Below are 25,069 nucleotides of genomic sequence, written 5' to 3' on the forward strand. Positions count from 1 at the left end.
GTGATGCCGCCGCAGTGAAAAGGAAAGCGCATGAGTGAAAAAACGCCCCAGTTCTGGCGCGACCCGCAGTTGCCTTTTGTCGAAGCGCGCGCCATCAATGATGGCCGCAAAGTGTGCTACAGCCTGCACAGCCACGAATTCTTTTCCATCGGCGCCATCACCGGCGGCGTCAGCACCTATGTCAACGGCGAGCGGCGCATGCAGGTCGGCGCCGGCGATGTGGTTGTCATCAATCCGCAGCAGGCGCATGCCTGCAACCCGATCGCCGACCGCCGTTGGTCATACATCATGTTCTATCTCGATCTCGCCTGGCTCGGCGCGCTGCAGCAGGAAATGATGGGCGGCGACGGCGACCGCTTTGTCCCCTTCAGCCGGCCGCTCAGCCGCGATCCGGCGCTGTTCAACGGGCTGAACCAACTGTACGCGCTGCTGACGAACGCGCAGTGCGGCGCGCTGGAAAAACAGATCGCCCTGGTGGAGTATTTCAGCGCCCTGCAGCTCGCGCTGGGCAGCGGCCGCCATCCGGAGACGCCGCCGCACCCCCGACTGGAAGCGGCGGCGGCGTTTATCGACGCGCACTGCACTCAGTCGCTGACGCTGGAAGACATTTGCCACGCCGCCGCGCTCTCGCCCTCCTACCTGATCCGCGCCTTCCGCCAGCGCTACGGCATGACGCCGCACGCCTATCTGGTCAATCGCCGCGTGCAGCACGGCCATCGGCTATTGAAAAGCGGCCTGCCGATCGCCGCGGCCGCCAGCGAAAGCGGCTTTGCCGATCAGGCGCACTTCCAGCGCACCTTCAAACAGTTGCTGGCCGCGACGCCCGGCCAGTATCAAAAACCCTCCGCCAACAGATAGCAGGCGCTGGCCGCCAGCAACGCCGCCATCGCGCGATTGAAACGCTGTACGTTGCGCGCCTGCCTGAGCAGGCCGCGCAACATCGCGCCAACGTAAGCCCAGCAGGCCACCGAAGCATAGCAAATCACGAAGTAGAGCCCGGCGAACTGCCACAGCAACCGGATGTCACCGTCGCCGACAAACGCCCCGAGACTGGCCACCGACGCCAGCCACGCCTTGGGGTTCAGCCATTGCATCAGCGCGCCGTACCAACAGGAAGGCGCCTGCGCCTCGCCGTTGCCCAGCCTGCCGTCGTCAAACGCCAGCCGGTAGGCCATAAACAGCAGGAAGGCCACGCCGGCCCATTGGATCAAGCGGGTCAACGCCGGCCACAGGATCAGCAGTTGGTGCATGCCCAAACCCAGCAGCACCAGCAACAGGGTAAACCCCAGCGTGGCGCCGACCACGTGACGCTGGGTCGCGCCAAAGCCGAACTGCGCCCCAGCGCTCAATGCGACGATGTTGACCGGGCCGGGCGTGATGGAGGCCGCCAGCGCAAATGCGGCCATGGAAAGGTAGATATTATTCATGAGGGCACCTGAGGAAAAATTCACAGGCGCCAGAATGCCGGGCCGCGCCGACAACGTATTGAACAGAATTGCCCTGTTAGGTTTAGCGCACCGCGACGGCCCGTCGGCGCGGCAACCCGAAGGTATTGACCGCCATGCCGGCCAGCACCAGCAACGCGCCGCCGAACTGCGCCGGCGACAGCGCTTCGTCCAGCAGCAGCCAGGCGGCGAACAGCCCGACCAGCGGCACCAGCAGCGTCAGCGGCGCGACGCGCCAGGTTTCGTAGCGCCCCAGCAGGCTGCCCCACACCGAATAACCGAACAGCGTGGCGGCGAACGCCAGATAGGCAACCGCCAGCCAGGTGCCGACCTGCACATGGCTCAGGCTGGCCAGCACCGCCTGCGGGCCGTCGAACAGCCAGCTGCAAATCAGGAACGGCAGTACCGGGATCGGCGCGCTCCACACCACCAGCGACAAAATGTTGCGCTGCGGGAAACCGGCCAGGATCTTCTTGTTGGTCAGGTTGCCCAGCGCCCAGGAGAACGCCGCCGCCAGGGTCAGCAGCAGGCCCGCCAGGGGGACCGCGCCGCTGCCCGGCTTATGCAGGCTGGCCTGCGCCAGCGCCAGCATGCCGCCGCTGGCGATGGCGATGCCGACGAAATGATTCACGCGCAGCTTTTCGCCCATCAGCACGACACCTAACAGCAGGGTGAAGAACACCTGCGCCTGCAACACCAGCGAGGCCAACCCCGCCGGCATGCCCACCTTGATGGCGACAAACAGAAAGGCAAACTGCGCGAAGCTCATGGTCATGCCGTAGAGCAACAGCCATTTCCACGGGATGGTCGGGCGCGGGATAAAGAAGATCGCCGGCAACGCCACCAGTAAAAAACGCATCCCGGCCAACAGGAACGGCGGCATCCCCTGCAGGCCGAACTTGATTACCACGAAATTCACGCCCCAGATCACCACCACCAACAGCGCCAACAGCCGATCGCGCAATGTCATCCTCGCCCCGCTTATCCCATTGAAAATTCGCTTTGCCTTGCAGGTTACAACCAAACCGGGCGCATGGACACCGGCAAACGCCGGCGTTTATTCCGGCATCAGGCCGATGAAGGTGGTTTTCTTGCGCGGGCCGGTCATCAGCGCTTCCAGCTTCTCCACGCACTGCAGATAGTGTGGGGTCTGCTTGTGCGCCGCCACCGCCTGCTCGTCGCGATAGGCTTCGTAGATGTAAAACCGCGTCGGAATATGCTCATCCTGCAGCACGTCGAAACGCAGGTTGCCCGGCTCTTCGATCGCCCCCAGGTGATTGGCGCGGAAAACGTCGATAAATTCGTCGATCTTGTCCTGTTTAACGTTGATCTCTACCAATGTGACGTGCATGACAGCTCCTTGTTTAAACGGCGCGCCGCAGCATGGCGCTTTCCAACCATAGGTTTATTCCCGTCGATTGCCCTGCCGCAACGGTAATTTTGCCGCCTGGCTCACAAATCGCACCGGCGATGCCCACCCCGCCCCCGGCGAGGGAAGACGGCGGCATCTATAGTTACTATTCCTCCCCCTGAGAGCATAGGCTATGGATAACTACTTGATGGCGCTGGACGCAGGAACAGGCAGCATCCGCGCGGTGATCTTCGATCTGGCGGGCAATCAGATCGCGCACGGCCAGGCCGAGTGGCAACACCTCGCGGTGCCGGGCGTACCCGGCTCGATGGAATTCGATCTCAACCGCAACTGGCAGTTGGCCTGCCAGTGCATCCGCCAGGCGTTGCAGCGCGCGGGGCTGAGCGCGCAGGCGATCCGTGCGGTAGCCTGCTGCTCGATGCGTGAAGGCATCGTTCTGTACGATCGCAACGGCGTGCCGATCTGGGCCTGCGCCAATGTCGATGCGCGCGCCAGCCATGAAGTCAGCGAACTGAAAGAGTTGCACAACCACGGCTTCGAACGTGAGGTCTACCAGTACTCCGGCCAGACGCTGGCGCTGAGCGCCATGCCGCGCCTACTGTGGCTGGCGCACCACCGGCCGGACATCTATCGCCAGGCGGCGACGCTGACCATGATCAGCGACTGGCTGGCCTACATGCTGAGCGGCGAGCTGGCGGTCGATCCTTCCAACGCCGGCACTACCGGCATGCTGGATCTGACCAGCCGCGACTGGCGGCCGGCGCTGCTCGATATGGCCGGGCTGCGCGCCGATATTCTGTCGCCGGTGAAAGAGACCGGCGTCGTGCTGGGGCGCGTCACCGAGCAGGCGGCCCAGGAGAGCGGGCTGCTGCGCGGCACCCCGGTGGTGATGGGCGGCGGCGACGTGCAGCTCGGCAGCCTGGGGCTCGGCATCGTGCGCGCCGGGCAGACGGCGGTGCTCGGCGGCACCTTCTGGCAGCAAATCGTCAACCTGCCGGAACCGGCCATCGATCCGGAAATGAACATCCGCATTAACCCTCACGTCATTCCCGGCATGGCGCAGGCGGAATCCATCAGCTTCTTTACCGGCCTGACCATGCGCTGGTTCCGCGACGCTTTCTGCGCCGAAGAGAAACTGCTGGCGCAGCGACTGGGGATCGACGCTTACAGCCTGCTGGAAGAGATGGCGGCCAGGGTGCCGCCGGGCGCCTACGGCGTGATGCCGATCTTTTCCGACGCCATGCATTTCAAAACCTGGTATCACGCGGCGCCGTCATTCATCAACATGTCTATCGATCCTGAACGCTGCAACAAACAGACGCTGTTCCGCGCGCTGGAGGAGAATGCCGCCATCGTCTCCGCCTGTAATCTGGAGCAGATCGCCGCCTTCTCCGGCGTGCAGGCCCGCTCGCTGGTGTTCGCCGGCGGCGGTGCGAAGGGCAAACTGTGGAGCCAGATCCTCAGCGACGTCACCGGCCTGACGGTGCGGGTGCCGGTGGTGAAAGAAGCCACCGCGCTGGGCTGCGCGATCGCCGCCGGGGTCGGCGCCGGGCTTTACGCGTCGCTGGCCGAAACCGGTGAGCAGCTGGTGCGCTGGGAGCGCGAGCATCAGCCGGATCTCACCAACCATGCGCGGTATCAGGAACAGAAAGAAAACTGGCGGCGAGTCTACGCCGATCAGCTGACGCTGGTGGATAGCGGCCTGACCACCTCATTGTGGAAAGCGCCGGGGCTCTAGCGCCGCGCGCGGCCCGGTCATAACCTTATACCGTTTTATTCCTTTCCCCTCGGCGCGGCGCAAGCCGCGTTTTAACTCGCTGCCGTCATTGTTCCCCCTCAGAAACAGTGTAACCACCGCAGATGGATTTATCTGCGCCTTCAGCCTGCCGTAGATTGTGACTTTGATCACGCCGCGCCCCGAGCGCGGCCTGCGCATTCACCTGAGAAGAGCGGCATTATGCTGAATAATAAAGATAACCCTGCATCATCCCCGTGGCCGGCGATCTTCTCGCTGACGGTCGCCTGTTTTGTCATGGTCACCACCGAGTTTTTGCCGATCGGCCTGCTGACCAACATCGCCCCTTCGCTCAGCGTCAGCACCGGCACCGCCGGGCTGATGGTGACCATGCCCGGCATCGTGGCGGCGGTGGCCGCGCCGGTATTGAGTCTGGCTTCCGGCCGGCTGGACAGACGCCTGCTGATGCTGGGGCTGTCGTTGCTGCTGATGGTGTCCAACCTGGTGGCGGCACTGGCCGTCAACTTCCCGATGATGCTGCTGGGCCGCGTGCTGCTGGGCATCTGCGTCGGCGGCTTCTGGTCATTCGCCGCCAACTACGGCCGCCATCTGGTGCCGGAAGCCAGCCAGGGCCGCGCCACTGCGCTGATCCTCAGCGGCATCTCGGTCGGCGCGGTATGCGGCGTGCCGGCCGGGGCCCTGATCGGCGATCTGTTCGGCTGGCGCGCCGCCTTCTTCGGCGGTGCGGCGCTGGCAGTCGGCGTACTGTTGGCGCAGCTGCGTTTGCTCACGTCGGTACCGCCTTCCCGACCGGTCACGCCGCGCGATCTGGTGCTGCCGCTGCGCCTGCCGATGGCGCGCATCGGCCTGATCGCCATCGTGCTGTTGTTCATCGGCCACTTCGCCGCCTATACCTATCTGCGGCCCCTGCTGCAGCAGGTGTTCGTGCTCAGCCCATCGGCGATCTCGCTGCAGCTGTTGGCCTATGGCGCCATCGGCCTGCTGGGCACCTTTCTCGGCGAGCGTCTGGCGGAACACAGCCTGCGCGCCACCTTCATACTGATCGCCGCCATGCTGGCGGGCATTTTGATCGTTTCGCCGCTGCTCAGCGGCCTCGCCGGCGCCACTTTGATGGTGCTGGTATGGGGGCTGGCCTTTGGCGCCGTGCCGGTCTGCGCCACCAACTGGATGTTCGCCGCCGTGCCGCAGGCGCCGGAAGCCGGTCAGGCGCTGTTGGTGTGCGTCATCCAGATCGCGCTGGCCTCCGGCGCACTGCTGGGCGGCGAGGTGGTGGACTGGCAGGGCGTCAGCAGCGCCATGCTGTTTGGCGGCGCGCTGATCCTCTCCGCCACGCTGGTATTTGGCCTCAGCTTGCGCTCCGGCGCGATTGGCGCTAAACAGTGTTAATCATTATCTATCTGCAGAAACATGCCCCGGCCACCGCCGGGGCATGGCGTTGAGAACCTATGGACCATCATTTGCTCGCTATCCGGGTCTTTAACCGCGTCGTGGAAACCGGCGGCTTTACCCGCGCCGCCGATTCGCTGGGCATGCCGAAAGCGACGGTCACCAAGCTGATCCAAAATCTGGAGGATCACCTGCAGACCAAACTGTTCCAGCGCACCACCCGCAGCGTGTCGGTCACCCGCGAAGGCGAATGCTATTACCAGAATACGGTGAAATGGCTGGCGGATTTGGAGCAGATGGAGGGCTGTCTGACCGAGTCGCAGAATTCTCCGCAGGGCGTGCTGCGCATCGATACCGGCAGCGGCACCGCCCGCCAACTGCTGTTGCCGGCGCTGCCCGGCTTTTTGGAACGCTACCCGCAAATCCAGATCGATCTCAGCATCGGCGATCGCGTTATCGATTTGATCAGCGACAGCGCCGACTGCGTGATCCGCAGCGGTCCGTTGGCCGATTCCAGCCTGATCGCCCGGCGTCTGTTCGATCTGGACTGGGTCAGCTGCGCCACCCCGGCCTATCTGGCGCGCCACGGCACCCCGCGCCATCCGTGCGATCTGGAACAGGGTTTTCCGATGGTGCACTACCGCCATCCAGTCAACGACCGCATCCATCCGCAACGCTATGTCGAGCGCGGCAAAGAGATCGCCATCCAACAGCGCTACCCGGTCAGCATCAATGAAGGCAACGCGCTGCTGGCGGCGAGCCTGGCCGGCTTGGGCATCATCCAGATCTATCGGTTTATGGCGCAGCCGCACCTCGAGCGCGGCGAACTGGTCAGCCTGCTGCACGACTGGCAGCCGCCGCCGGAGCAGATGTACGTGGTCTACCCGTCCAATCGCCACCTCAGCGGCAAGCTGCGGGCGTTCATCGACTGGGCGGTGGAGACGTTTCATTAACCGGCCGCTTAGGCAGGAGCGGCTTTTTTCCCGACTTTAAAAAAAATAGGCACATCATGCATATCGAACCGCTGCTCGCCCATCGCCGGCGCATTGAGGAACTGGCCGCGTTGCTGCACCAGGAATGGGGCGCCTTTGCGCAGTGGAGCAGCCGCGATACCATCAGCCGGCGGCTGGCTGAACGCTGCGCACCCGAGAGCCAAGGCGTCGTGTTGCTGGCGCTGTCGCCACAGCAACAGATCGTCGGCACCGCCAGTTTGACGCTATATGAATTGACAGATAAACCGGAGCGCCAATACTGGCTGAGCGAAGTCTTTACCCACCCGCAGCACCGCGGCCAAGGCATTGCCCGCAACCTGATCGCGCGCTGCATCGAGCACGGTCGAATCCAGGGCATCAGCGAACTGTATCTGTATACGCCCGACCAGCAGACGCTGTATCAGAAACTCGGCTGGCGCCCTCTGGAGCAACGCCAGGTCGCCGGTGAAACCGTCACGGTGATGAGCCGCACGTTGTAGCCGCACGCACTGTGGTATTATTGGCCGCATAGTGATTCACGACGGACGACCACCATGGCCTATATCCCCAAAAACTATGCGAAGCTGGAAACCGGCTACCGCGAAAAAGCGCTGAAACTGTTCCCCTGGGTATGCGGGCGCTGCTCGCGCGAATTCGTTTATTCCAACCTGCGCGAGCTGACGGTGCATCACATCGATCACGATCACAGCAACAACCCGGAAGACGGCAGCAACTGGGAAATGTTGTGTCTGTATTGCCACGACCACGAACACTCGAAATACACCGAGGCCGATCAATACGGTTCGACGGTGGTGGCCGGTGAAGATGCGCAAAAAGATATCGGTGTCGCCACCCACAACCCGTTCGCCAACCTGAAGGCGATGATGAAGAAGTAACGCCATCGACAGCTTAATGAGCCACTAACTTATTAAGCTGTTAAACTAACAAAAGGCGCTTCCGTTCCGCCACTTCCCAGAGAATTCCTACTTACCCATCCGGTCCATTCACCGCAAAATAAGCTGCGCAGTTAACAACATACTGGCTTGGCAAGCCGCCGCAGTTGGTGCATATTGTTCGCGAGTTGTTCTTGTTAACCTGTTTGATTATCAACCTAATAAGCACATTAACTTAATAAGTTACCCGCTTAATAACTTGAGAGATGGCAGCATGATTGTTCTGATTGGCTCGCAAAAAGGCGGCGTCGGCAAATCGACGAAAGCAGTGAATATCGCCGGGTATCTGATTCTTAAGCAAGGCAAGACGGCGATCATCGTCGATGCCGACGACCAGAAATCGATCATGACCTGGTACAACGACCGTCAGAATGTCGAGGGGCTGCCGCACATTCCGGTGGTGGCCGCGTCGGGTAAAATCAAGGAAACGCTGCTGGAGCTCGATCGCCATTACGACTACGTGATCGTCGATACCGCCGGCCGCGACAGCGCCGAACTGCGCTCCGGCCTGCTGGCCGCCGATCTGTTCCTCTCGCCGCTGCGCCCTTCGCAGATGGATCTCGACACCATCGGCTATCTGTCGGAGATGTTCTCCACCGCGCAGGAATACAACGAGAAGGTCAAAGGCTACATCGTATTGAACATGTGCCCGACCAATATCTTCATTAATGAAGCCAACGAAGCGGCGCAGGTGCTGAGTGAATACCCGGAGTTCACCCTGGTGAGCAATCGCCTGTGCGACCGCAAGATTTACCGCGATGCCTGGGGTGAAGCCATCACCGTGCACGAAGCGAACAATGAAAAGGCGCAGACCGAAATTGAATGCCTGGTGAAAGAGGTGATCCTGTGAAGAAACGCACCCCCACCCACCGCATGTCGGAAGACGAATTCATCAACAGCGCCACCTCGCATACGTTGCCGGTTGCGGCGCCCGCGCCGGAAGCCAAGCCGGCCGGCCGCAAGCGTACTTATAAGGCGATCTCCGTCAGCCTGACGGACAACCACATTGAGGCTATCGATGAAGTGATCGTGCAGGCGGCGCGCAACGGCATCGTGCGTATCACCCGCTCCGACATCATCAAACTGGCGATCGACGGATTGGCGGAGAAAAGCGAAGCGCAACTGCTGGCGCTGCTGAAAAAGCTCTGACCGCACGGCAGCCGCCGGCTGATCGAGCCGGCGGGCCGTTACACCGACGAGAACTCGCGTGGGAACGGCATAGTACGATAGGTTTTGCCGGTGGCCTTATGCAGCGCGCTGGCCATCGCCGGGGCGACCACCGCAGTCGACACTTCCCCGCATCCCTGCGGCGCTCGCGCGCTGTCGAGTATCACGACCTCCACCTTGGGCATTTCGGCGATCGCGAGCAGCGGATAGCGATCGAAATTCCCTTCCACCACGCCGCCCCGTTCAAAATGCAGCTCGCTGTGCAGACAGGTGGTCAGCGCAAAGCCGATGCCGCCCTCTACGTTGGCGCGCACCAGGTTCGGGTTTATCACCTTGCCACAGTCAATCGCACATACCGCGCGCAGCACCCGTAGTCGCCCCTCCTGAATGGCGATTTCAACCACCAAACCGACGTAGGTGGTGAAAGCATTATTGCGGCCGACCCAAATATTGCACGCCATACCGCGAGAAACGCCCGACGGCGGTTCATGCTGCCAACCGGCCGCCGTGGCGGTGGCGTCCAGGACGCGCAACGCTTCCGGGCTGTCCTGCAACAGATGCCGCCGATACGAATACTCGTCCCGGTTGGACTTATGGCTGAGTTCGCTGATAAAGCTTTCCAAAAAGAACAGACTGGCGACGCTGCCGACACCGCGAAGATAGCTCAGGGAGATCGGCTGTTCGACGATGCCGGCCTCCACCTTCAGATGAGGGATGCGATACGGCGTGCTGTAAACGCACTCCACCATACTTTCATCCCATCCCCCGGCCTCGTTGACCGTTTCGCGCCGCATTTGCCAGAAGAGCGACTGCCCGGCATAGCGCGCCCACAGCGCCTGCGGGTAGCCGTTTTCATCCAACAGCGCCCGATAATGGCTGATGCAGGCCGGACGATAGTATTCATGCCGCATGTCGATCTCGCGCGGATAGACCACTTTGACCGGTTTCCCCACCGCCCGGGAGGCGGCGGTAGCATGCATCACGGCATCCGGCAGATATTTGCGCCCAAAGCTCCCCCCCAGATAGGTCGTATTCACCACCACATCCGTCGGCTTCAGCCCGAACATTTTCGCCAGAACGTTGCGCACCATGTCCTGCCCCTGGAAGGGGCCCCAGGTTTCGATACGGCCCTCGCCGTAATGGCTGGTGGCATTGCAAGGCTCCAGGGTGGCGTGCGCCACATAAGGTGCGCTGTAACGCGCCTCATGCAAGCGCGAACCTTGTTCAACGCCACGAATCAACGCCGACGCCTCGCCGCGATCGACCGCCGGCACCAGCGTATCGCCATCCAGCATCGCCAGATTCTCTGCCGCAATCGCGCTATCGGTCAGCGCTTTTCCTGCGCCCGGCAGCCAGTCGACCTCCAGCAAATCAGCCGCCTTTTTGGCCTGCCAGTAACTCGCCGCCACCACGATCACCGTATTGAGCGACATATCATGATCCAATCCGACCATGTTGTTCATCGACCACTGCCGGGTCAGCACCAGATCCACCACGCCCGGCATGGCCCGAATCTGTCGTTCATTACGCACGGCGACCAGCTTTCCGCTAAGGTCGGGCACCATCCAGGGGACGCCGATCAGCATCTCCGGCAAGTCGATATCAATACCGTAAATCGCACTGCCATCTACTTTCTCCGGCGTATCGACCCGCAACAGCGGCTTGCCAATGACACTCTCTCGCTCTTGCGCCTCACTCTTTAAAGCAGGCTGCGGATCCAACGGCAGTTCGGCGGCATAGCGCACCAAATCGCCATAGGCGACCTTGCGCTTCCCGCCTTTCTCAAGCACCCAGCCTTTCTCCGTGCGGCACTGCGATGGTGAAAGCGCGAAATGTTTTGCGCCGGCCCGCAGAAAGAAATCTCTCGCCTGTGCGCCGGCCAGCCGGGCACGCTGATAAAATTTGGTCATGGAGGTTGAGGCGGCGACAAACTGCGCGAAAGCCTCGCCCCCGGCAACCTGACGGTAAGCGTCACGGCCGGTGACGAATTTCACCGTCACCTGCGCCCAATCGGCATCCATCTCCGCCGCCACCACTTCGGCCAGGCCGGTGTAAATCCCCTGCCCAACCTCACATTGCGACACGCCGATGACGATGCGCCCATCGCGGTCGATCCAGATCCAATCGTTCAATTCATGCTGACTGTCCGGTGGCGCCACGTCTTGTGAAACCACGGCCGCCAGGCTGCGCGTCGATATCGGCAGCAACATGGCGGCCACTGCCAACGCGCTGCCTTTTATCAAGGTTCTGCGGGTGATCGCCATACTCAGGGTTCTCCCTTGTCGGCGGCGCGGTGCACCGCCGCACGGATACGGTGGTAAGTGGCGCAGCGGCACAGATTGGTCAGGCCCGTATCTATCTGCCGATCGTCCGGCCTCGGGTGTTCCGCCAGCAGCGCGCTGACCGCCATGATCATGCCTGATTGGCAGTAGCCGCACTGCGGCACGTCCTCCGCAATCCAGGCCTGCTGCACCGGATGACGGCGATCGATGGACAGCCCTTCGATGGTGGTCACCTGCCGATCGCGCACCAATTGCAGCGGATAACAGCATGAACGCACAGCCTTACCGTCGACATGTACCGTACAAGCGCCACAGGCGCCGATACCGCAGCCGAACTTGGTGCCGGTTAATTTAAAATGTTCTCGGATCACCCACAGCAGCGGCGTATCCGGCTCGCCGTTAAATTCGACCGCCTGGCCGTTCAGATTGAACTTCATGCCATCCTCTCTTGGATCAGTGCTTCACCCGACGTTTCACCCACGCCCCAATGACGATCAATACCAGCAATACGCCGCCCCAGAACACATAATGCAATGACGTAATCAACAGCGGTTTTTCACCGCCCGCCCGCTGCAGAGCCACTTGCTCCGGCGTTATCCTGACCGCCGGATTGCCGAATTGCTGCAATACGTAATTGCCCAATTCAGCCAGTTGCCGGTCATCCAGACTATCGGCGAACCCCGGCATCCAGGTCTGCAGCGTCTCCCCCTGACGCTGCACGCCATACAGCATCACCATGATCAGGTTATTGGCCCGTTCGCTGCCTACGGTGGTGTTGTGCGTCAAAGAAGGGAAATGGCCGTCATAAGCCCCCTCGCCGCCCAGACGATGGCAGCTGGCGCAGGAAACGGCATACAGCGCCTGTCCGGCGGCACGGCCTTTACCGCCCCCCTGATATTGATAGGCCGCTTTCGTTCCTTGTACGGTGACGATCGGCGGCGTTTGTTTAAGCCAATCGGCGATGGCGCCGAGGTCGTCGTCACTCAGGAAACGCAGGCTATGCTCCACCGCCTCCGCCATGCCGCCGGCAGCCTGAGCTTTGTCATTGCGGCCGGTACGCAGATACTGCACCAATTCTTTCTGGCTCCAGCCGCCGATGCCGCTCACGGGATCCGAGGTGATATTCGGCGCGATCCAACCGCCGGCTTCTCCTCCTGCCAGATAGCGATCGCCGCGTTCCGCCATCATCCCGTTACGTGGGCTGTGACACGCCGAGCAATGCCCCAACACATCCACCAGATAGCGGCCACGCGCCTTCCTCTCGTCTGCATCGACGGGCGTCTTTTTCAGAAACAGCCAGTTCCAGCCGTGGATCGCATAACGCCAGGAAAAAGGGAACGTCAGTTGGGTCTCAGGCACCGCACGATCGACCGGTACGACACCGGCCATAAAATAGCGATACAGCGCGTGCAGATCGTCATCACTCAGCCCCCGATAAGCGGTATAAGGCATGGCGGGATACAAGGGTTGGCCGTCCCGCCGAATGCCCTGCGTTAACGCGCGGCGAAACTCTTGTTCACTGTAGTCGCCAATGCCGGTTCCTTTGGCGGGCGTGATATTGCTGGCGATGATGTCGCCCATCGGCGACGCGATGGCATAACCGCCGACATAGGGGGCGTCCTGTTGATTGCTGCCGCGGTGACAAGCCGCGCAATCTGCGGCGGTAGCCAGATATTTTCCCCGTGCGATGACCTGTTGGTCATTCTGGCTGGCGAAGACCGAGCAGGAGAAGATCCCCAACGCGATAACGCACAGCTGTTGTGCTCTCCGCCAGCGGCCGTTCACGCTTCACCTTCCGGCTTCATCGCACCCGCTCGCTCCTCCGCCAGAAGAGCAAACTCGTCCGGCAACAGATTTTCCTGTTCGAGCATCGCTATCGCGTTATGCTTGATGCCAAACAATACGCGGTAAAAAGCCTCCAGATCGTTGGCCGAAATGCCGTTGAGCAGTTTTTGCCGCGCTTGCTGGCTGGAATGATCCAACTGCGCCAGCATCTCCTGCCCGGCCTCGGTCATTCTCACCCCTTTGGCGCGCTTATCTTCGGACAGAGCATCGCGGGCGATAAGCCGATTTTTTTCCAGAAACAGCAGCGCGCGCGACATCGTCGAGACTTCGGCGTTCAAATGCTGCGAAACGTCTTTCAACGTGCAGCCATCCCCCAGATCGGCAATCGCACTCAGCGCCAGCCAATGCGGGCGCGTCAGATTGGTCATTTTCACCGACTGGTCCATCGCCGTGCGCCACAGGCGATTGGTCACATCCAGATGGATGCCCAGTGCAGCAGGAAGTTTACGTGGTTGTGACATGTCGGGTTACTCTCGATTATTTATTTGCTTGTGCAAACAAATAGTAGATCGAACATGAGAACAGGATCAAGCAGAGGAGGGAGAATAAAATAAAAGCAAGTTAATACATTTGGTTAGTTTGTATCGCACGGCGTACGCTCCCCAACGACGGGGAGCGATAAGAAAAACTCAGTTCCCCGCGACCTCGCACCGGTAGTCCTGAATTTCACCGGCCGACCCCAGGTTGAGATCGGTCAACTTCAAACGGTTTGCCAACAGCAGCATCTCGCCCTGCGGGCTGATCGCCAGCGCCAGGCCGTAATTGCCGATGCTGTCGCCCTGCTCGACCACGTAGTTTTGCAACAAGCGGAAAGGATCTTCCTGGGTTAAATCGGTGCCCGCCAATTTTCTGGCCAGATATTGATGGCCGACCAATTTCACCGCCAGCGGCCGCCACTGTTGATCTAATTGCTCAGCCTGTTCCCCCAGCGCGTTATAGACATCCTGGCGCAAGCAGGCAACGTGAATATGCAACTGATTTTGAGAGCGGCCATATTTCGAATTGACCGCCAGAGAAACCCATGCGTCTTTTAACGGTTTACCCAGCTCGCTGGATATATGTTCGCGGTTATTCCAGGCCTGGGCGAAATAAGGCGGCGTTCGATCCGCTTGCAATATCGGGCTCTCGATGCCGCTGACCTTTTCGGTCGGCATCACCAGATCGTGGTAAGGGCCCTTGCTGTCCTTAAACAGCACATATCCTTCGGTTAAATCCACCTTTAAGCAGGGTGCAGGATCGTGGTTCTGCTGCTGATTGGGCACGCACTGTTGGCTGACTATCTGCCACAGCGCATTCGGATTGCCGCGCCCGAAGAACCACCACAGCACCGCCGCCAGCAGCAAAATGACAAGCAAAATAATTAATAGTCTGAAAAGTCTTTTCATCGCGACTCCCTGTTTATCTATTCCATACCGAAAGGAGCGCCAGCATAAACCAAGGCTCCGGCATCGACCAGAATATTATCCTTAATGTCACCTTTTATTGACGTCTTGTTAGCAATGGATAATTAAAAATAAGCCTCCACCTGAGTAATTTACGGTAAATTAATACCGTGGGTTGAATATGAGTGTGATATAAGCAGCCGGGACTCTTTTTATATAAGGAACCGATAAGATGCCAACGATGGGCAAATCCCTGCATTATCTCGACGTAGGTTCAGGCTTTCCATTGCTGCTGGGCCACAGCTATCTGTTCGATCTGAATATGTGGGCGCCGCAGTTCGAAGCGCTGGCTAAACGCTACCGCCTGATCGTACCGGATCTCTGGGGCCACGGCGATTCACCGGCGCTGCCACCCGGGCGAAACAGCCTGTCGGATATCGCCGCCGATCATTTGGCGCTGATGGATCATTTGGATATTGAAGAGTTCGGCATCGTCGGCCTGTCCGTCGGCGGCATGTGGGGCGCCGAACTGGCGGCGCTGGCGCCGGAGCGGGTGAAAGTGCTGGCGCTGCTGGACAGCTACCTGGGCGACGAAACTCTAGAGGCGCGGCAGCGCTATATGGGCATGCTGGCCGCCGTGGAACAGGCCGGCGCCATCACGCCGCCGCTGCTGGAATATATCGCCGCGCAGTTCTATTCCGACGAAGTGCCCGCTGCGCTGTCGCAGCCGTTGCTGGCCCATCTGCAAAGCCTGCCCGCCGAGCGCCTGCGCGAAAGCATCGTGCCGCTGGGCCGGATGATCTTCGGCCGCCCCGACAAGCTGGCGCTGCTGGAACACATCACCGCCGCCAGCATCGTCATCACCGGCGCGCAGGATAAGCCGCGCCCGCCGGCGGAAGGCCAGCGCATGGCGGATCTTCTCGGCTGCCGACATGTGCTGATCCCCAACGCCGGGCATATCAGCAACAAGGAAAATCCGGCGGCGGTCAATGAAACGCTGCTGGCGTTTCTTGCCGAAAGCACCACGCCGCTGTTTTGGTAAGTCGCTCCGGGCCGCCAGGCCCGGACCTGCCATGCCATCGCTCAGACGACGTGGCTATCGCCATTTCCCTGACCGAACTCCCCCAGACGCAACCAGCGGTAAAGCTCCGCATCGCGCTGAAAATGCATCTTTCTCATCACCGCCCGTTTATGCGTGCTCACCGTCTTGATGCTGACCCGAAGCCGACGGGCAATGGCGGTCGGCGTCATTTCCCAACTCAGGTAACGCATCACTTGTTTTTCCTGCGGCGTCAATGGCAACGGCTGGCACCAGGCGCAACAAGAAAAACCGCAGGCGCCGCCGGTTCGGCCTTTTATCACCCGCGCTACCGTGTGCAACAGCTTTGCGACGCCTTCATTGCGGTACACCCTGCCCGCTTCCCTCAGGCACCCCGAAATGGCGCGAATGCGGGCTTCTCTGAGATCGTAAACGGCGAGATAAAGGGCGTGAGGAGCATGGGGAGGATGGCAAAAACGCGCCATGTCGCCTTTGGCGATCGCCTGGAACACAAGGTCGGCATTCATCGGCTCGCTGCAGCGCGCCTCGATGCCACGTTCACTAAAATAGTCGCTCAACGCCCGATACGCCCCGGCGACAAAAAAGCGGTCGATATCCAGGAAGGCGATATTGATGACCGTGTTCACGCCGTTTCCCTCCGCGCGAAAACAAACCGGCAAAACCGGCCGGCATTGAGCCTGCTGCGCCCATCCAACGTAACGAGCAGCAGCGTCAAAACCGCCCATTGGATGAGCGACAGCCCGAACGGGTAGGAAAACTGCGCGCACAGCAGCAAGGGAATGCCGCTCGCCGCCAACGCGGCCTCTTCCCCGGCGGCCGGGCTGTGCAAGCGGGCGGCGATGCGCTCCCGTCGCCATGTTTGGCGCACCAGCGCCGCCACGCCCGCCAGCAGGCACAACATGCCCGCCAACGCAACGACGCCGCCTTCTATCCACCACAGCAGGAGCTCATTATAGGGTTGCCGCGCTGCGCCTGCCCGCGCCACCGCGGGCAGCGCATGGGCCTGTAAATGCTCAAAGCCATGCTCGAATCGGCCATAGCCCCATCCCAACCAGGGCCGCTCTACCACCAGCGCCAGCGAGTCAAGCAGCGTATCGCAGCACGGCGCGGCGTTCGACAAACGAACGCCAGCGTTCAATTCATCCGCCAATATCGCCAGACAGAATCCCAATGCCGTCATCAGCAGCGCGAGCACGCAATGCAGCGGGTATCTGCGCACAAACATCAGGGTCAACAGCGCGGCACCCAATAGCACGCTGAGACAAACGGTCTGCGATGCCCCCCAGCCCAGCGCGGCGGATAAACCGATCAAGAGCGGCAGCAAGAGTAAAATACGCCATCGCTCGTTATCTCGGCGCAACATGCGGAACCGAGGCAACACCGTCAGACCCCATCCCGCCAATAATCCGCTCGCCAATAAACTGCTCGCGGCATCCGGCCAACGCCCCCCGCTGCCGGCATAGCCCGCCGCCGCCTCGGCCGGGGAGGAAAAAAGCCAAATGCCTCCCACGGCAGCGGCTAATACCAGCGTATAGATAAACGCAATACGCACGTGTTGCATGACCCGATATTGCAATAGGATAAAGTAAATAATCCAACTGCCAAACAGGCAGGCCATTCGCCCGACGGTAAGCACGCCCCACTCGGCACGAGAATAAAAAAGGGGCAGCAGCAATATCACCGCGCCCAGCGCAAAGAAAAAACACGCGGGGGTCATCCCCCACGCTTTTCGCAAAAAAAGGAGCGCGCCGCCGACGCCCAATAAAGCAAACAGGACAACCCCAATCACAAGAGAATATGGAAACGTCAGCGAGAAATAGTTCATATCATAGTGATAAATATAGCCACCCAACAAAAGCAATACGCTGACATAGACCATCACCATGAACTTTAAACATGGAATAGACATAATAATTTCATCCCAAAATATCTATCTGAAAAATCATCAGAAAAGGCTAAGCCATTTTTCAATTGCAATAAAAGAAATGCCTGTCAGCAACACCAGCCCGGTAACTATCGCCATCACAATCCCGACAGATTGAATAGCTTCAAAAAGCTTTCGCCTGTAGCGTAAAAGCGTCCAGTTTCTTTTAAACATACCTTTTCCTCTTGGCCATTCAGGCTTCAAGCAAAGAAATCCCGCAATTTAAACGTGGATTACCGGCAAAATCCTGTCGCATTTCCCAGCGAGTTCCATAGTATCGCCGCAGCCAAAATCAAGATATATGTATTAAATTTAACCATAAAAACAGTTTTTAATTCCTAAAGATAATAAAAATAAGGAATTAAAAACCAAAACAAAGAAAACCTAATATTATAAAACTGGCGCCCCCCGTACGTTTGAACTTTCGCCAAAAATTTCACAACATGAAAAAATCGCCATCATCTTGACGGGTGAAAAATAATAGATAACTCTGTCCTCGCTAAATTTCACCGTCGCTATAAGGGCAAGCAGCACATTATGGAATACGTCATTAATCAGATGATTATTTTCTCACCTGCCGAACGCGCATTGTTCATCATCAATGAACGGGAATCTTTTATGCCGTTATCTAACCCTGCCACCCGCTTGTTGTTAGAGTTGGTTACCCATCATAAAGAGATGCTCACCCGCAGGCATTTGATGCAGCGGGTCTGGGAAGATAATGGTTTTGTGGGTTCAAACAATAATCTGAATGGTTGCATCAGTGAGATAAGAAAAGCGCTTGAGTCGTTGGCGCTGGATCCGCAAATCATTATTACCATCCCCAAACTGGGGTTCATTCTTGAAGCGGAAATTACCTCATGCGAAAACATGCGCTCACCGGACAACCAAGAAGCGGTTATTCCCACCCTGTTGACCCGGGCCGGCGCACTGTTAAAACGGCGTGGGAATATCTGCCTGGCAAATAAAGCGCCCCTTGCCGCAGCATTGATGATGATTGCGTGCTTTAGCCTCGTCTGCGCTTTATTGTGGTTCAACCGGCCGGTTCACGCGTTCAAAAACGCCAGGGTCGATTTTTTTTATCGCCATGAGCAGTGCAACGTTTTTACGTTGGAAACCGCCGCGCTGAACGATCGGCGTGAAACGCAAGCGCAAATTGCCGCTGCATTGAAAGCTGAAGCGACCGACTGCGGCACAACGCCCGCCGATCTGTTCTACACCAAAATCGCCAACCCCAATCTTCCTTTTCAGATCACCTTCATCGCCATCTGCAATCTGGCGCAACCTGGTCAATATGGCCGGTGCCGCACGATCAAAAACACCGACGGTATGACGCCATGAACAAAAAAACACGCTTTATCGTCGGCTTGTTATTATTGATGGCACCCCTGGCAAGCCAGGTCGCCCAGCTGTCGCACCATCCTAAAACCTTACTGCGTTGCGAAGCGGAGATCACCGCGCGCAACCGCTATGGCCCAGCCATGGAGCCCGCCGCGGTTTTAAAAGCAAAGATGTATTTTTTCCTCTACCACAACGGCACTGGCTTTATCAGGCTCAATGGTTTTATCGAGCGGCAAGAAAAAACCTATGTGCTGAACCGCGAACTTCACTATGTGTATGACACCCCCGGCGATGAGGCGGCTGAAGAGGATGGCGGCGGCGATGGGTACACGCTGCGATTCGCCGCCGACCGTAAACATGCCGGAGATACGGTTCCCGCCCCCCTTTGGGCGACCTTTTTGCAGTCGGAAGATCCCCGAATCTCCTACCATGTCGCCATCGAACACGTACTCGGCAATCTGTATGTGGTCACTACGCTTCAAAGCCCGACCTTTGTCTGCCGGCGTTATTAGGCTATGCGTTGCGAGTGTTGCCTATCGGAAGAAAAGCCCGCAAGCGGCAGCCATTTCAGCGGTTAATTGAACGCGCCATGCGGCTGTAGGTGTGGCGCACGCCGCGAATCGCCACGCTGTAGGCGAAGATGTTTTCCGGCAGTGCCAGCCCCAAATAGCCGGTATCGCCGATATGGTGCAGATCCGCGCCGGCCATTTTGCTCATCAGCGCAATCTGCCGCACGGTCTGCACGTCGGCCCCCTCTTGCGAGGTGCCGATCGCCGTCATCGCCAGCGCCCCCTGCCGCTGGGCAAAGGCGATCAGCGCCGCCACTCTCTCCTGCGACATACCGGGAATGGTGCCCGGAGCAGGCAGCAGCACGATGTCCGCACCGTTCTCCACGAACAGCGCGATGTCCTGCTCGCCGATCAGTTGGCTGCCGCTTTCGCGCACAATGCCGGCGCCGTGCATTTTGCCGGTCACCAGCACCATCTCGTCGCCCACTTCATCGCGTATCGCTTTCAGCGCGGCGGCGATCGCCTGATTGCTGACGCCGTTGTTCGGGTTGCCGGTCAACACCAGCATGCGCGCGCCAAGCTGATACAGCTTGCGCGCATTCTCGGCGGTGGCGGCGCGGCCCGCCGTCATCTGCCAAAAGTCGTTATGTTCGCTGGCGAAAGCCGGATCGACGGCCTCCAGGTTCACCCCGATCACCCGCCCGGTCAGTCGCTGCAGCGTGCGCAGCGCCTCCTGCGGCGGCACGTCGGCGGGCAGGCCCGCGATATGTGGACGATCGACGTCGAACAGGTTCAACAACAGCAGGTCGGCGCCCTGGCTGGCCGCCAGTTCGGCGTTGGTGACGTTATTGAGCAGCGGCTGAGTGACCGCGATGGTTTCGCTGACCAAGATGCGCCCTTCGCTGGCGCGGATGGCGTAGAGCAGATCGGCTTTGCCGATATCGGCCAGATCGCTGGCGCTGCAGTCCAGATAGCGTTTCATGAGGCAAGCTCCGGTGACGTTAGCGGAAAGGGATGGATGCCCCCTCTCCCACCGCAGTGAAAGAGGGGGAAAAGGTTACTTCAGCGTAAAGCTTTGCGCCTGCACGTTGTCGGAATCCAGGCCGACGAACACGTTGAATTTGCCCGGCTCCGCCCCCCACTTCAGGCTGGCGTTGTAGAACTTCAGATCGTCTTCGCTAATCGGCAGCTCAACCTGCTGCGACTGACCGGCCTTCAGCGTCACTTTCTTGAAGTTGCGCAGCTCTTTCACCGGGCGGCTGACCGACGCGGTGACGTCCTGCAGATACAGCTGCACCACCGTGGCGCCGTCGTACTTGCCGGTATTCTTCAGCGTGACGCTGGCGGTTAACTTGCCGTTGCGCGCCATCGTCGGGCTGGATAACTTCAGATCCGACAGGCTGAAGGTGGTGTAGCTCAAGCCGTAACCAAACGGATACAGCGGGCCGTTCGGCGAATCGAAGTAGCGCGAGGTGTACTTGCCCGGGTTCTCCTTGCCGAACGGCCGGCCGGTGTTCAGGTGGTTGTAGTACATCGGGATCTGGCCGACCGAGCGCGGGAAGGTCATCGGCAGCTTGCCCGACGGGTTGTAATCGCCGAACAGCACGTCCGCCACCGCGTTGCCGCCCTCGGTGCCGCTGTACCAGGTTTCCAGCATCGCGTCCGCCTGCTCGCTCTCCCAGCTCAATGCCAGCGGGCGGCCGTTCATCAGCACCAGCACCAGCGGCTTGCCGGTGGCTTTCAGCGCGGCGATCAGATCGCGTTGGCTCTGCGGGATCGTGATGTCGGCGCGGCTGGAGGCCTCGTGCGCCATGCCCTGCGATTCCCCCACCACCGCCACCACCACATCGGCCTTGTTCGCCGCCTGCACCGCTTCGTCGATCATCTGCTGCGGCGAACGGGTATCGAACGCCACCGCCGGCTCATACTCGTTCAGATAATCGATGATGCCTTTATCCTGCGTGACGTTGGCGCCCTTGGCGTACAGAATGCGCGCCTTGTCGCCCACCGCCCGCTCCAGCCCCTCGCGCAGGGTGACCGACTGCTTGACCACCCCGGCGGCCGACCAACTGCCCATCACGTCGCGCTGGCTGTCGGCCATCGGCCCGACCAGCGCGATGGTCGCCTGCTTGCTCAGCGGCAGCGTCTGCTTATCGTTCTTCAGCAGCACCATCGTCTTGCGCGCCACCACCCGCGCTTCGGCGCGGTGCAGACGGCTTTCGGCGTTGGTGTCCTGCGGATCGGAACCCGCCGGGCCCAGATGCACGTAAGGATTGGTGAACAGCCCCATGTCGTATTTGGTGTTCAGCACGTCGCGGCAGGCGCGGTCGATATCGCTTTCAGACACCAGTCCGTCCTTCACCAGACCCGGCAGGTATTTGTCGTAGAACTCGTCGCTCATGCTCATGTCGACGCCGGAGGTGATCGCTAGGCGCACCGCATCGCGCGCATCGGCGGCCACGCCGTGCTTAATCAGTTCCTTAATCGCGCCGTGGTCGCTGATGGTGATGCCTTTAAAGCCCCACTGCTCGCGCAGCAGATCTTTCAGCAGCCACGGGTTGGCGGTGGCCGGCACGCCGTTCACCGAGTTGAGCGACACCATCACTCCGCCGCTGCCGGCGTCCACCGCCGCTTTGTAAGGCGGCAGATAGTCCTGATGCATGCGCAGCGGGCTCATGTCGACGGTGTTGTAATCGCGGCCGCCTTCGACGGCGCCGTACAATGCAAAGTGCTTGACGCTGGCCATCACCGAACCGGGTTTGGCCGGATCGCCGTTCTGGAAACCGTCGACCATCACCTTGGCGATTTTCGAGACCAGCCAAGTGTCTTCGCCGAAGCCTTCGGAGACCCGGCCCCAGCGCGGATCGCGGGTGATATCGACCATCGGCGCGAAGGTCATGTTCAGGCCGTCATCGCTGGCCTCTTGCGCCGCGACCCGGGCGCTGAGCGCGATGGCTTCCAGATCGAAGCTGGCCGCCAGCCCCAGGCTGATCGGGAACACGGTGCGCTGGCCGTGCACCACGTCATAGGCAAAGAAAAACGGGATTTTCAGGCGGCTGAGCTGCATCGCCTGATCTTGCATCACCCGGATATCCGGCCGGGTGACGGTATTGAAGATGGCGCCGATCTGCCCTTTGCGGATCCCCTCGCGGATCGCTTCTTTCGGGTTATCCGGCCCGACGCTGATCAGCCGCAGCTGGCCAATCTTCTCTTCCAGCGTCATCTGCTTCATCAAATTGGACACGAAGGCGTCGCGCTGCTGGGCGTGAATGCCCTGCGTTATCGGCGTTTCCTGCGCAAAAACCGGGCTGAGGGCCAGACCGGACAACATACTCACCACACAAAGCCATTTCATCTTGTTTTATCTCAGGCGTGTTTCCGCCGCCAACGCCGCGGAGTTTAATCGGAGTGAAGAAACAGTTTGCCACACTCTGTTTCATCGCCAAGGGAATTCGCATCGCTAATGTTTACAAAGCATTACAGGTTATCGGCAGGTAATTCTGCAGCCGGGCGCGGCTGTCGGCGGCCTCCGTCGCCAGAAAATCGATCAGCGCGGTTAACGTCGGCGGCGCCACCGTGCGTTCAGGATAGACCAAATAATAGGCCGCGCCGCTGCTGACGCAGAGCGGGAACGGCGTTACGATGCGCTGCGCCTGAATATCCTCCTCCAGCAGGCACAGATCGCCGATGGCGATGCCGAATCCCTGCAGCGCGGCGCTCATCGCCAGATCGAGGGTATCGAAATGCTGGGCCTTGCCGGACGGCAACGCATCGGCGCCCGCCGCCTTCAGCCAGCGCAGCCAGTCGCGCCGATCGCGCGTCGGGTGCAGCAGGGTTTTGTCCGTCAAGTCCGTCAACCGGGCTGCCGGCGGCAGGAACGTCGGCGTGCAGACCGGCGTGAGGATTTCGTCGAACAGCAAGTGCGCGGTCAGCTTTTTACCCGGCGGCCGGCCGAATACCACCGCGGCGTCAAACTGCTCGGTACTGAAATCCAGGCCGTGCGACACCGAGGCGGTCAGCTCGATATGCATGTCCGGCCGTTCATTTTGCAGGCGAATGATGCGCGGCAGCACCCAGCGCATGGCGCAGGTCGGGCATTTGATGCGCAGCGCCCCCGGCGGAGCGGCGGCCCGCGTCAGGGCTTCATCCAACTGCCCCAGCGCCTGCTGTACCGGCGCCAGCAGCTGCGCGCCCTGCGGCGTCAGCGCCAAACCGCGCGCCTGACGGCTGAACAGCGGATAGCCCAGACGCTGTTCCAGCCCGAGAATTTGCCGGCTGACCGCCCCCTGCGTCAGGTGCAGCTGCCGGGCGGCATGGGTAAAGTTGAGGCGTTGCGCCACCACCACAAAGGTTTTCAATACGTCGAGCGACGGCAGGGATATCGGCATAGCGTGCCTCGATTAGGTATGATCGTAGTGCATGGCAAGTATGACAAACTTTCCCTTGTCCGCCTACGCCGCCTGATGCTTAATCGCTCAACACTTCCCTGTTTGCCTGGAGCCCATCATGCAGAGCGCCTGCTCATCCCGCTCGAAGCTGCCGGACGTCGGCACCACCATCTTCACCGTCATTGGCCAACTCAGCGCCGAACATCAGGCCCTCAACCTGTCTCAGGGCGCGCCCAACTTCGCCGGTGACCCGCAGCTGATCGAGGCAACGGCACAAGCCATGCGCGCAGGTCATAACCAATACGCGCCGATGAGCGGCGTGGCGGCGTTACGTGCTGCTCTGGCGGAAAAAGCTGAACGATTGTATGGCGCGCGCTATGACGCCGACGAAGAAATCACGGTGATCGCCAGCGCCAGCGAAGGGCTGTACTCGGCGATCAGCGCGCTGGTGCATCCCGGCGACGAGGTGATCTATTTCGAACCGGCGTTCGACAGCTATGCGCCGATCGTACGCCTGCAGGGCGCCACGCCGGTGGCGATCAAACTGTCGCTGCAGGACTTTCGCGTCGACTGGGATGAAGTGGCCGCCGCCATCAACGGCAAAACGCGCATGATCATCGTCAACACGCCGCACAACCCGACCGGCGCAGTGTTCGACGCGCAGGATATCGACCGCCTGACCGCCCTGACCCGCGACACCGACATCGTGATCCTGTCCGACGAGGTCTACGAGCATGTGGTGTTCGACGGCGATATTCACCACAGCATGGCGCGCTACCCGCAGTTGGCGGAACGCAGCGTGATCGTGTCGTCGTTCGGTAAAACCTACCACGTCACCGGCTGGCGCGTCGGCTATTGCCTGGCGCCGGCGGCGTTGATGGACGAAATCCGCAAGGTGCACCAGTTCATGGTGTTCTCCGCCGATACGCCAATGCAGCACGCCTTCGCCGCCGCGCTCGCCAACCCGCAGAGCTACCTGGGGCTGGCGGCGTTTTACCAACAAAAGCGCGATCTGCTGGCCAGCGCCCTGCAGGATTCGCGCTTTGAGCTGCTGCCCAGCCGCGGCAGCTTCTTCATGCTGGCCCGCTTTAGCAGCTTCAGTCACGAAAGCGACAATGATTTCGCCGTGCGCTTGATCCGCGAAGCGAAGGTGGCGACGATCCCGCTGTCGGCGTTCTACAGCGACGGCACCGATACCGGCCTTATTCGGCTGAGTTTTTCCAAAGATAACGAGACCCTGCTGGAAGGCGCGCGCCGCCTGAGCCAGGCGTAATTTTTTGTCCGACCA

Annotated in this window: 26 protein-coding genes; 12 read left to right on the top strand and 14 right to left on the bottom strand. The window is 60.2% G+C overall.

Annotated features, from left to right (window positions below):
* The first annotated feature begins 30 nt into the window (after window positions 1-30).
* The gene (locus ACUTQY_RS10015) at window positions 31-858 is read left to right on the top strand and encodes an AraC family transcriptional regulator (protein ID WP_116286897.1); all 828 of its coding nucleotides are present in this window, start codon (window positions 31-33) and stop codon (window positions 856-858) included.
* Here ACUTQY_RS10015 and ACUTQY_RS10020 read toward each other — a convergent pair.
* From ACUTQY_RS10020 to lsrG, 3 genes are all read right to left on the bottom strand, one after another.
* On the bottom strand, window positions 834-1,427 hold the full coding sequence (locus tag ACUTQY_RS10020; RefSeq protein ID WP_046686632.1) for a LysE family translocator: 594 nt from the start codon (window positions 1,425-1,427) through the stop codon (window positions 834-836). The two genes, ACUTQY_RS10015 and ACUTQY_RS10020, sit on opposite strands and share 25 nt — an antisense overlap.
* 82 nt (window positions 1,428-1,509) lie before the next feature.
* The gene (locus ACUTQY_RS10025) at window positions 1,510-2,415 is read right to left on the bottom strand and encodes an EamA family transporter (RefSeq protein ID WP_033642300.1); all 906 of its coding nucleotides are present in this window, start codon (window positions 2,413-2,415) and stop codon (window positions 1,510-1,512) included.
* 87 nt (window positions 2,416-2,502) lie between these two features.
* On the bottom strand, window positions 2,503-2,796 hold the full coding sequence (lsrG, locus tag ACUTQY_RS10030; RefSeq protein WP_033642299.1) for a (4S)-4-hydroxy-5-phosphonooxypentane-2,3-dione isomerase: 294 nt from the start codon (window positions 2,794-2,796) through the stop codon (window positions 2,503-2,505).
* 193 nt (window positions 2,797-2,989) lie between these two features.
* On the opposite strand from lsrG, the gene lsrK reads away from it, so the two are divergent.
* From lsrK to ACUTQY_RS10065, 7 genes are all read left to right on the top strand, one after another.
* Window positions 2,990-4,555, top strand: coding sequence for an autoinducer-2 kinase (gene lsrK, locus ACUTQY_RS10035; protein ID WP_046686631.1), 1,566 nt, complete (start codon window positions 2,990-2,992; stop codon window positions 4,553-4,555).
* A gap of 219 nt (window positions 4,556-4,774) precedes the next feature.
* Window positions 4,775-5,959, top strand: a complete 1,185-nt coding sequence (locus ACUTQY_RS10040; protein WP_046686630.1) for an MFS transporter — start codon at window positions 4,775-4,777, stop codon at window positions 5,957-5,959.
* Window positions 5,960-6,018: 59 nt separating this feature from the next.
* Complete coding sequence (locus ACUTQY_RS10045; RefSeq protein WP_033652403.1) at window positions 6,019-6,912, top strand: LysR family transcriptional regulator; 894 nt, start codon at window positions 6,019-6,021, stop codon at window positions 6,910-6,912.
* A gap of 56 nt (window positions 6,913-6,968) precedes the next feature.
* On the top strand, window positions 6,969-7,430 hold the full coding sequence (locus ACUTQY_RS10050) for a GNAT family N-acetyltransferase (RefSeq protein WP_033652401.1): 462 nt from the start codon (window positions 6,969-6,971) through the stop codon (window positions 7,428-7,430).
* Window positions 7,431-7,484: 54 nt separating this feature from the next.
* Window positions 7,485-7,826, top strand: coding sequence for an HNH nuclease YajD (gene yajD, locus ACUTQY_RS10055; RefSeq protein WP_004939576.1), 342 nt, complete (start codon window positions 7,485-7,487; stop codon window positions 7,824-7,826).
* A gap of 271 nt (window positions 7,827-8,097) precedes the next feature.
* Window positions 8,098-8,733 carry an AAA family ATPase gene (locus tag ACUTQY_RS10060; RefSeq protein WP_016928620.1) on the top strand — a complete coding sequence of 212 codons (636 nt, stop codon included), beginning with the start codon at window positions 8,098-8,100 and terminating at the stop codon, window positions 8,731-8,733.
* Window positions 8,730-9,032, top strand: a complete 303-nt coding sequence (locus ACUTQY_RS10065; protein WP_033642294.1) for a hypothetical protein — start codon at window positions 8,730-8,732, stop codon at window positions 9,030-9,032. The genes ACUTQY_RS10060 and ACUTQY_RS10065 overlap by 4 nt, the downstream gene beginning before the upstream one ends.
* Before the next feature lie 38 nt (window positions 9,033-9,070).
* Here ACUTQY_RS10065 and ACUTQY_RS10070 read toward each other — a convergent pair whose 3' ends face one another.
* From ACUTQY_RS10070 to ACUTQY_RS10090, 5 genes are all read right to left on the bottom strand, one after another.
* Window positions 9,071-11,314: a xanthine dehydrogenase family protein molybdopterin-binding subunit gene (locus tag ACUTQY_RS10070; protein ID WP_046686629.1), complete on the bottom strand. Its 2,244-nt coding sequence runs from the start codon at window positions 11,312-11,314 to the stop codon at window positions 9,071-9,073.
* Window positions 11,315-11,316: 2 nt separating this feature from the next.
* Complete coding sequence (locus ACUTQY_RS10075) at window positions 11,317-11,769, bottom strand: (2Fe-2S)-binding protein (protein ID WP_033642292.1); 453 nt, start codon at window positions 11,767-11,769, stop codon at window positions 11,317-11,319.
* A 16-nt stretch (window positions 11,770-11,785) separates the two neighbouring features.
* Window positions 11,786-13,117: a c-type cytochrome gene (locus tag ACUTQY_RS10080; RefSeq protein WP_144414656.1), complete on the bottom strand. Its 1,332-nt coding sequence runs from the start codon at window positions 13,115-13,117 to the stop codon at window positions 11,786-11,788.
* Window positions 13,114-13,638, bottom strand: coding sequence for a MarR family winged helix-turn-helix transcriptional regulator (locus ACUTQY_RS10085; protein WP_080273375.1), 525 nt, complete (start codon window positions 13,636-13,638; stop codon window positions 13,114-13,116). The genes ACUTQY_RS10080 and ACUTQY_RS10085 overlap by 4 nt, the downstream gene beginning before the upstream one ends.
* Before the next feature lie 168 nt (window positions 13,639-13,806).
* Window positions 13,807-14,562: a CDP-diacylglycerol diphosphatase gene (locus tag ACUTQY_RS10090; RefSeq protein ID WP_046686628.1), complete on the bottom strand. Its 756-nt coding sequence runs from the start codon at window positions 14,560-14,562 to the stop codon at window positions 13,807-13,809.
* A gap of 238 nt (window positions 14,563-14,800) precedes the next feature.
* Here ACUTQY_RS10090 and ACUTQY_RS10095 point away from each other — a divergent pair, with 238 nt between their 5' ends.
* Window positions 14,801-15,601: an alpha/beta fold hydrolase gene (locus ACUTQY_RS10095; RefSeq protein ID WP_084710281.1), complete on the top strand. Its 801-nt coding sequence runs from the start codon at window positions 14,801-14,803 to the stop codon at window positions 15,599-15,601.
* A 41-nt stretch (window positions 15,602-15,642) separates the two neighbouring features.
* On the opposite strand, the gene ACUTQY_RS10100 is transcribed toward ACUTQY_RS10095, so the two are convergent.
* Genes ACUTQY_RS10100 through ACUTQY_RS10110 form a run of 3 tightly spaced genes read right to left on the bottom strand, consistent with a single transcriptional unit; the run spans window position 15,643 to window position 17,717 of the window.
* Window positions 15,643-16,245, bottom strand: a complete 603-nt coding sequence (locus ACUTQY_RS10100; RefSeq protein ID WP_050440169.1) for a helix-turn-helix transcriptional regulator — start codon at window positions 16,243-16,245, stop codon at window positions 15,643-15,645.
* Complete coding sequence (locus ACUTQY_RS10105; protein ID WP_046686625.1) at window positions 16,242-17,528, bottom strand: O-antigen ligase family protein; 1,287 nt, start codon at window positions 17,526-17,528, stop codon at window positions 16,242-16,244. The genes ACUTQY_RS10100 and ACUTQY_RS10105 overlap by 4 nt, the downstream gene beginning before the upstream one ends.
* Before the next feature lie 36 nt (window positions 17,529-17,564).
* Window positions 17,565-17,717 (bottom strand): hypothetical protein, encoded by a 153-nt coding sequence (locus tag ACUTQY_RS10110; RefSeq protein WP_154219866.1) that lies wholly within the window; start codon window positions 17,715-17,717, stop codon window positions 17,565-17,567.
* Window positions 17,718-18,080: 363 nt separating this feature from the next.
* Here ACUTQY_RS10110 and ACUTQY_RS10115 point away from each other — a divergent pair, with 363 nt between their 5' ends.
* Window positions 18,081-18,884: a winged helix-turn-helix domain-containing protein gene (locus ACUTQY_RS10115; RefSeq protein ID WP_052752677.1), complete on the top strand. Its 804-nt coding sequence runs from the start codon at window positions 18,081-18,083 to the stop codon at window positions 18,882-18,884.
* Entirely contained in the window at window positions 18,881-19,396 is a 516-nt protein-coding gene (locus ACUTQY_RS10120) for a hypothetical protein (RefSeq protein ID WP_046686624.1), read from the top strand. The genes ACUTQY_RS10115 and ACUTQY_RS10120 overlap by 4 nt, the downstream gene beginning before the upstream one ends.
* A gap of 55 nt (window positions 19,397-19,451) precedes the next feature.
* Here ACUTQY_RS10120 and ACUTQY_RS10125 read toward each other — a convergent pair whose 3' ends face one another.
* From ACUTQY_RS10125 to ACUTQY_RS10135, 3 genes are all read right to left on the bottom strand, one after another.
* Window positions 19,452-20,375, bottom strand: coding sequence for a DUF7916 family protein (locus ACUTQY_RS10125; protein WP_046686623.1), 924 nt, complete (start codon window positions 20,373-20,375; stop codon window positions 19,452-19,454).
* 75 nt (window positions 20,376-20,450) lie between these two features.
* Window positions 20,451-22,748 carry a beta-glucosidase BglX gene (bglX, locus tag ACUTQY_RS10130; protein ID WP_445583299.1) on the bottom strand — a complete coding sequence of 766 codons (2,298 nt, stop codon included), beginning with the start codon at window positions 22,746-22,748 and terminating at the stop codon, window positions 20,451-20,453.
* 112 nt (window positions 22,749-22,860) lie between these two features.
* Window positions 22,861-23,781, bottom strand: a complete 921-nt coding sequence (locus ACUTQY_RS10135) for a LysR substrate-binding domain-containing protein (RefSeq protein WP_046686621.1) — start codon at window positions 23,779-23,781, stop codon at window positions 22,861-22,863.
* Between the two features lie 118 nt (window positions 23,782-23,899).
* Here ACUTQY_RS10135 and ACUTQY_RS10140 point away from each other — a divergent pair, with 118 nt between their 5' ends.
* Complete coding sequence (locus ACUTQY_RS10140) at window positions 23,900-25,054, top strand: methionine aminotransferase (RefSeq protein ID WP_046686620.1); 1,155 nt, start codon at window positions 23,900-23,902, stop codon at window positions 25,052-25,054.
* Window positions 25,055-25,069: the final 15 nt, after the last annotated feature.

The organism is Serratia sp. TSA_130.1 (assembly GCF_052691795.1).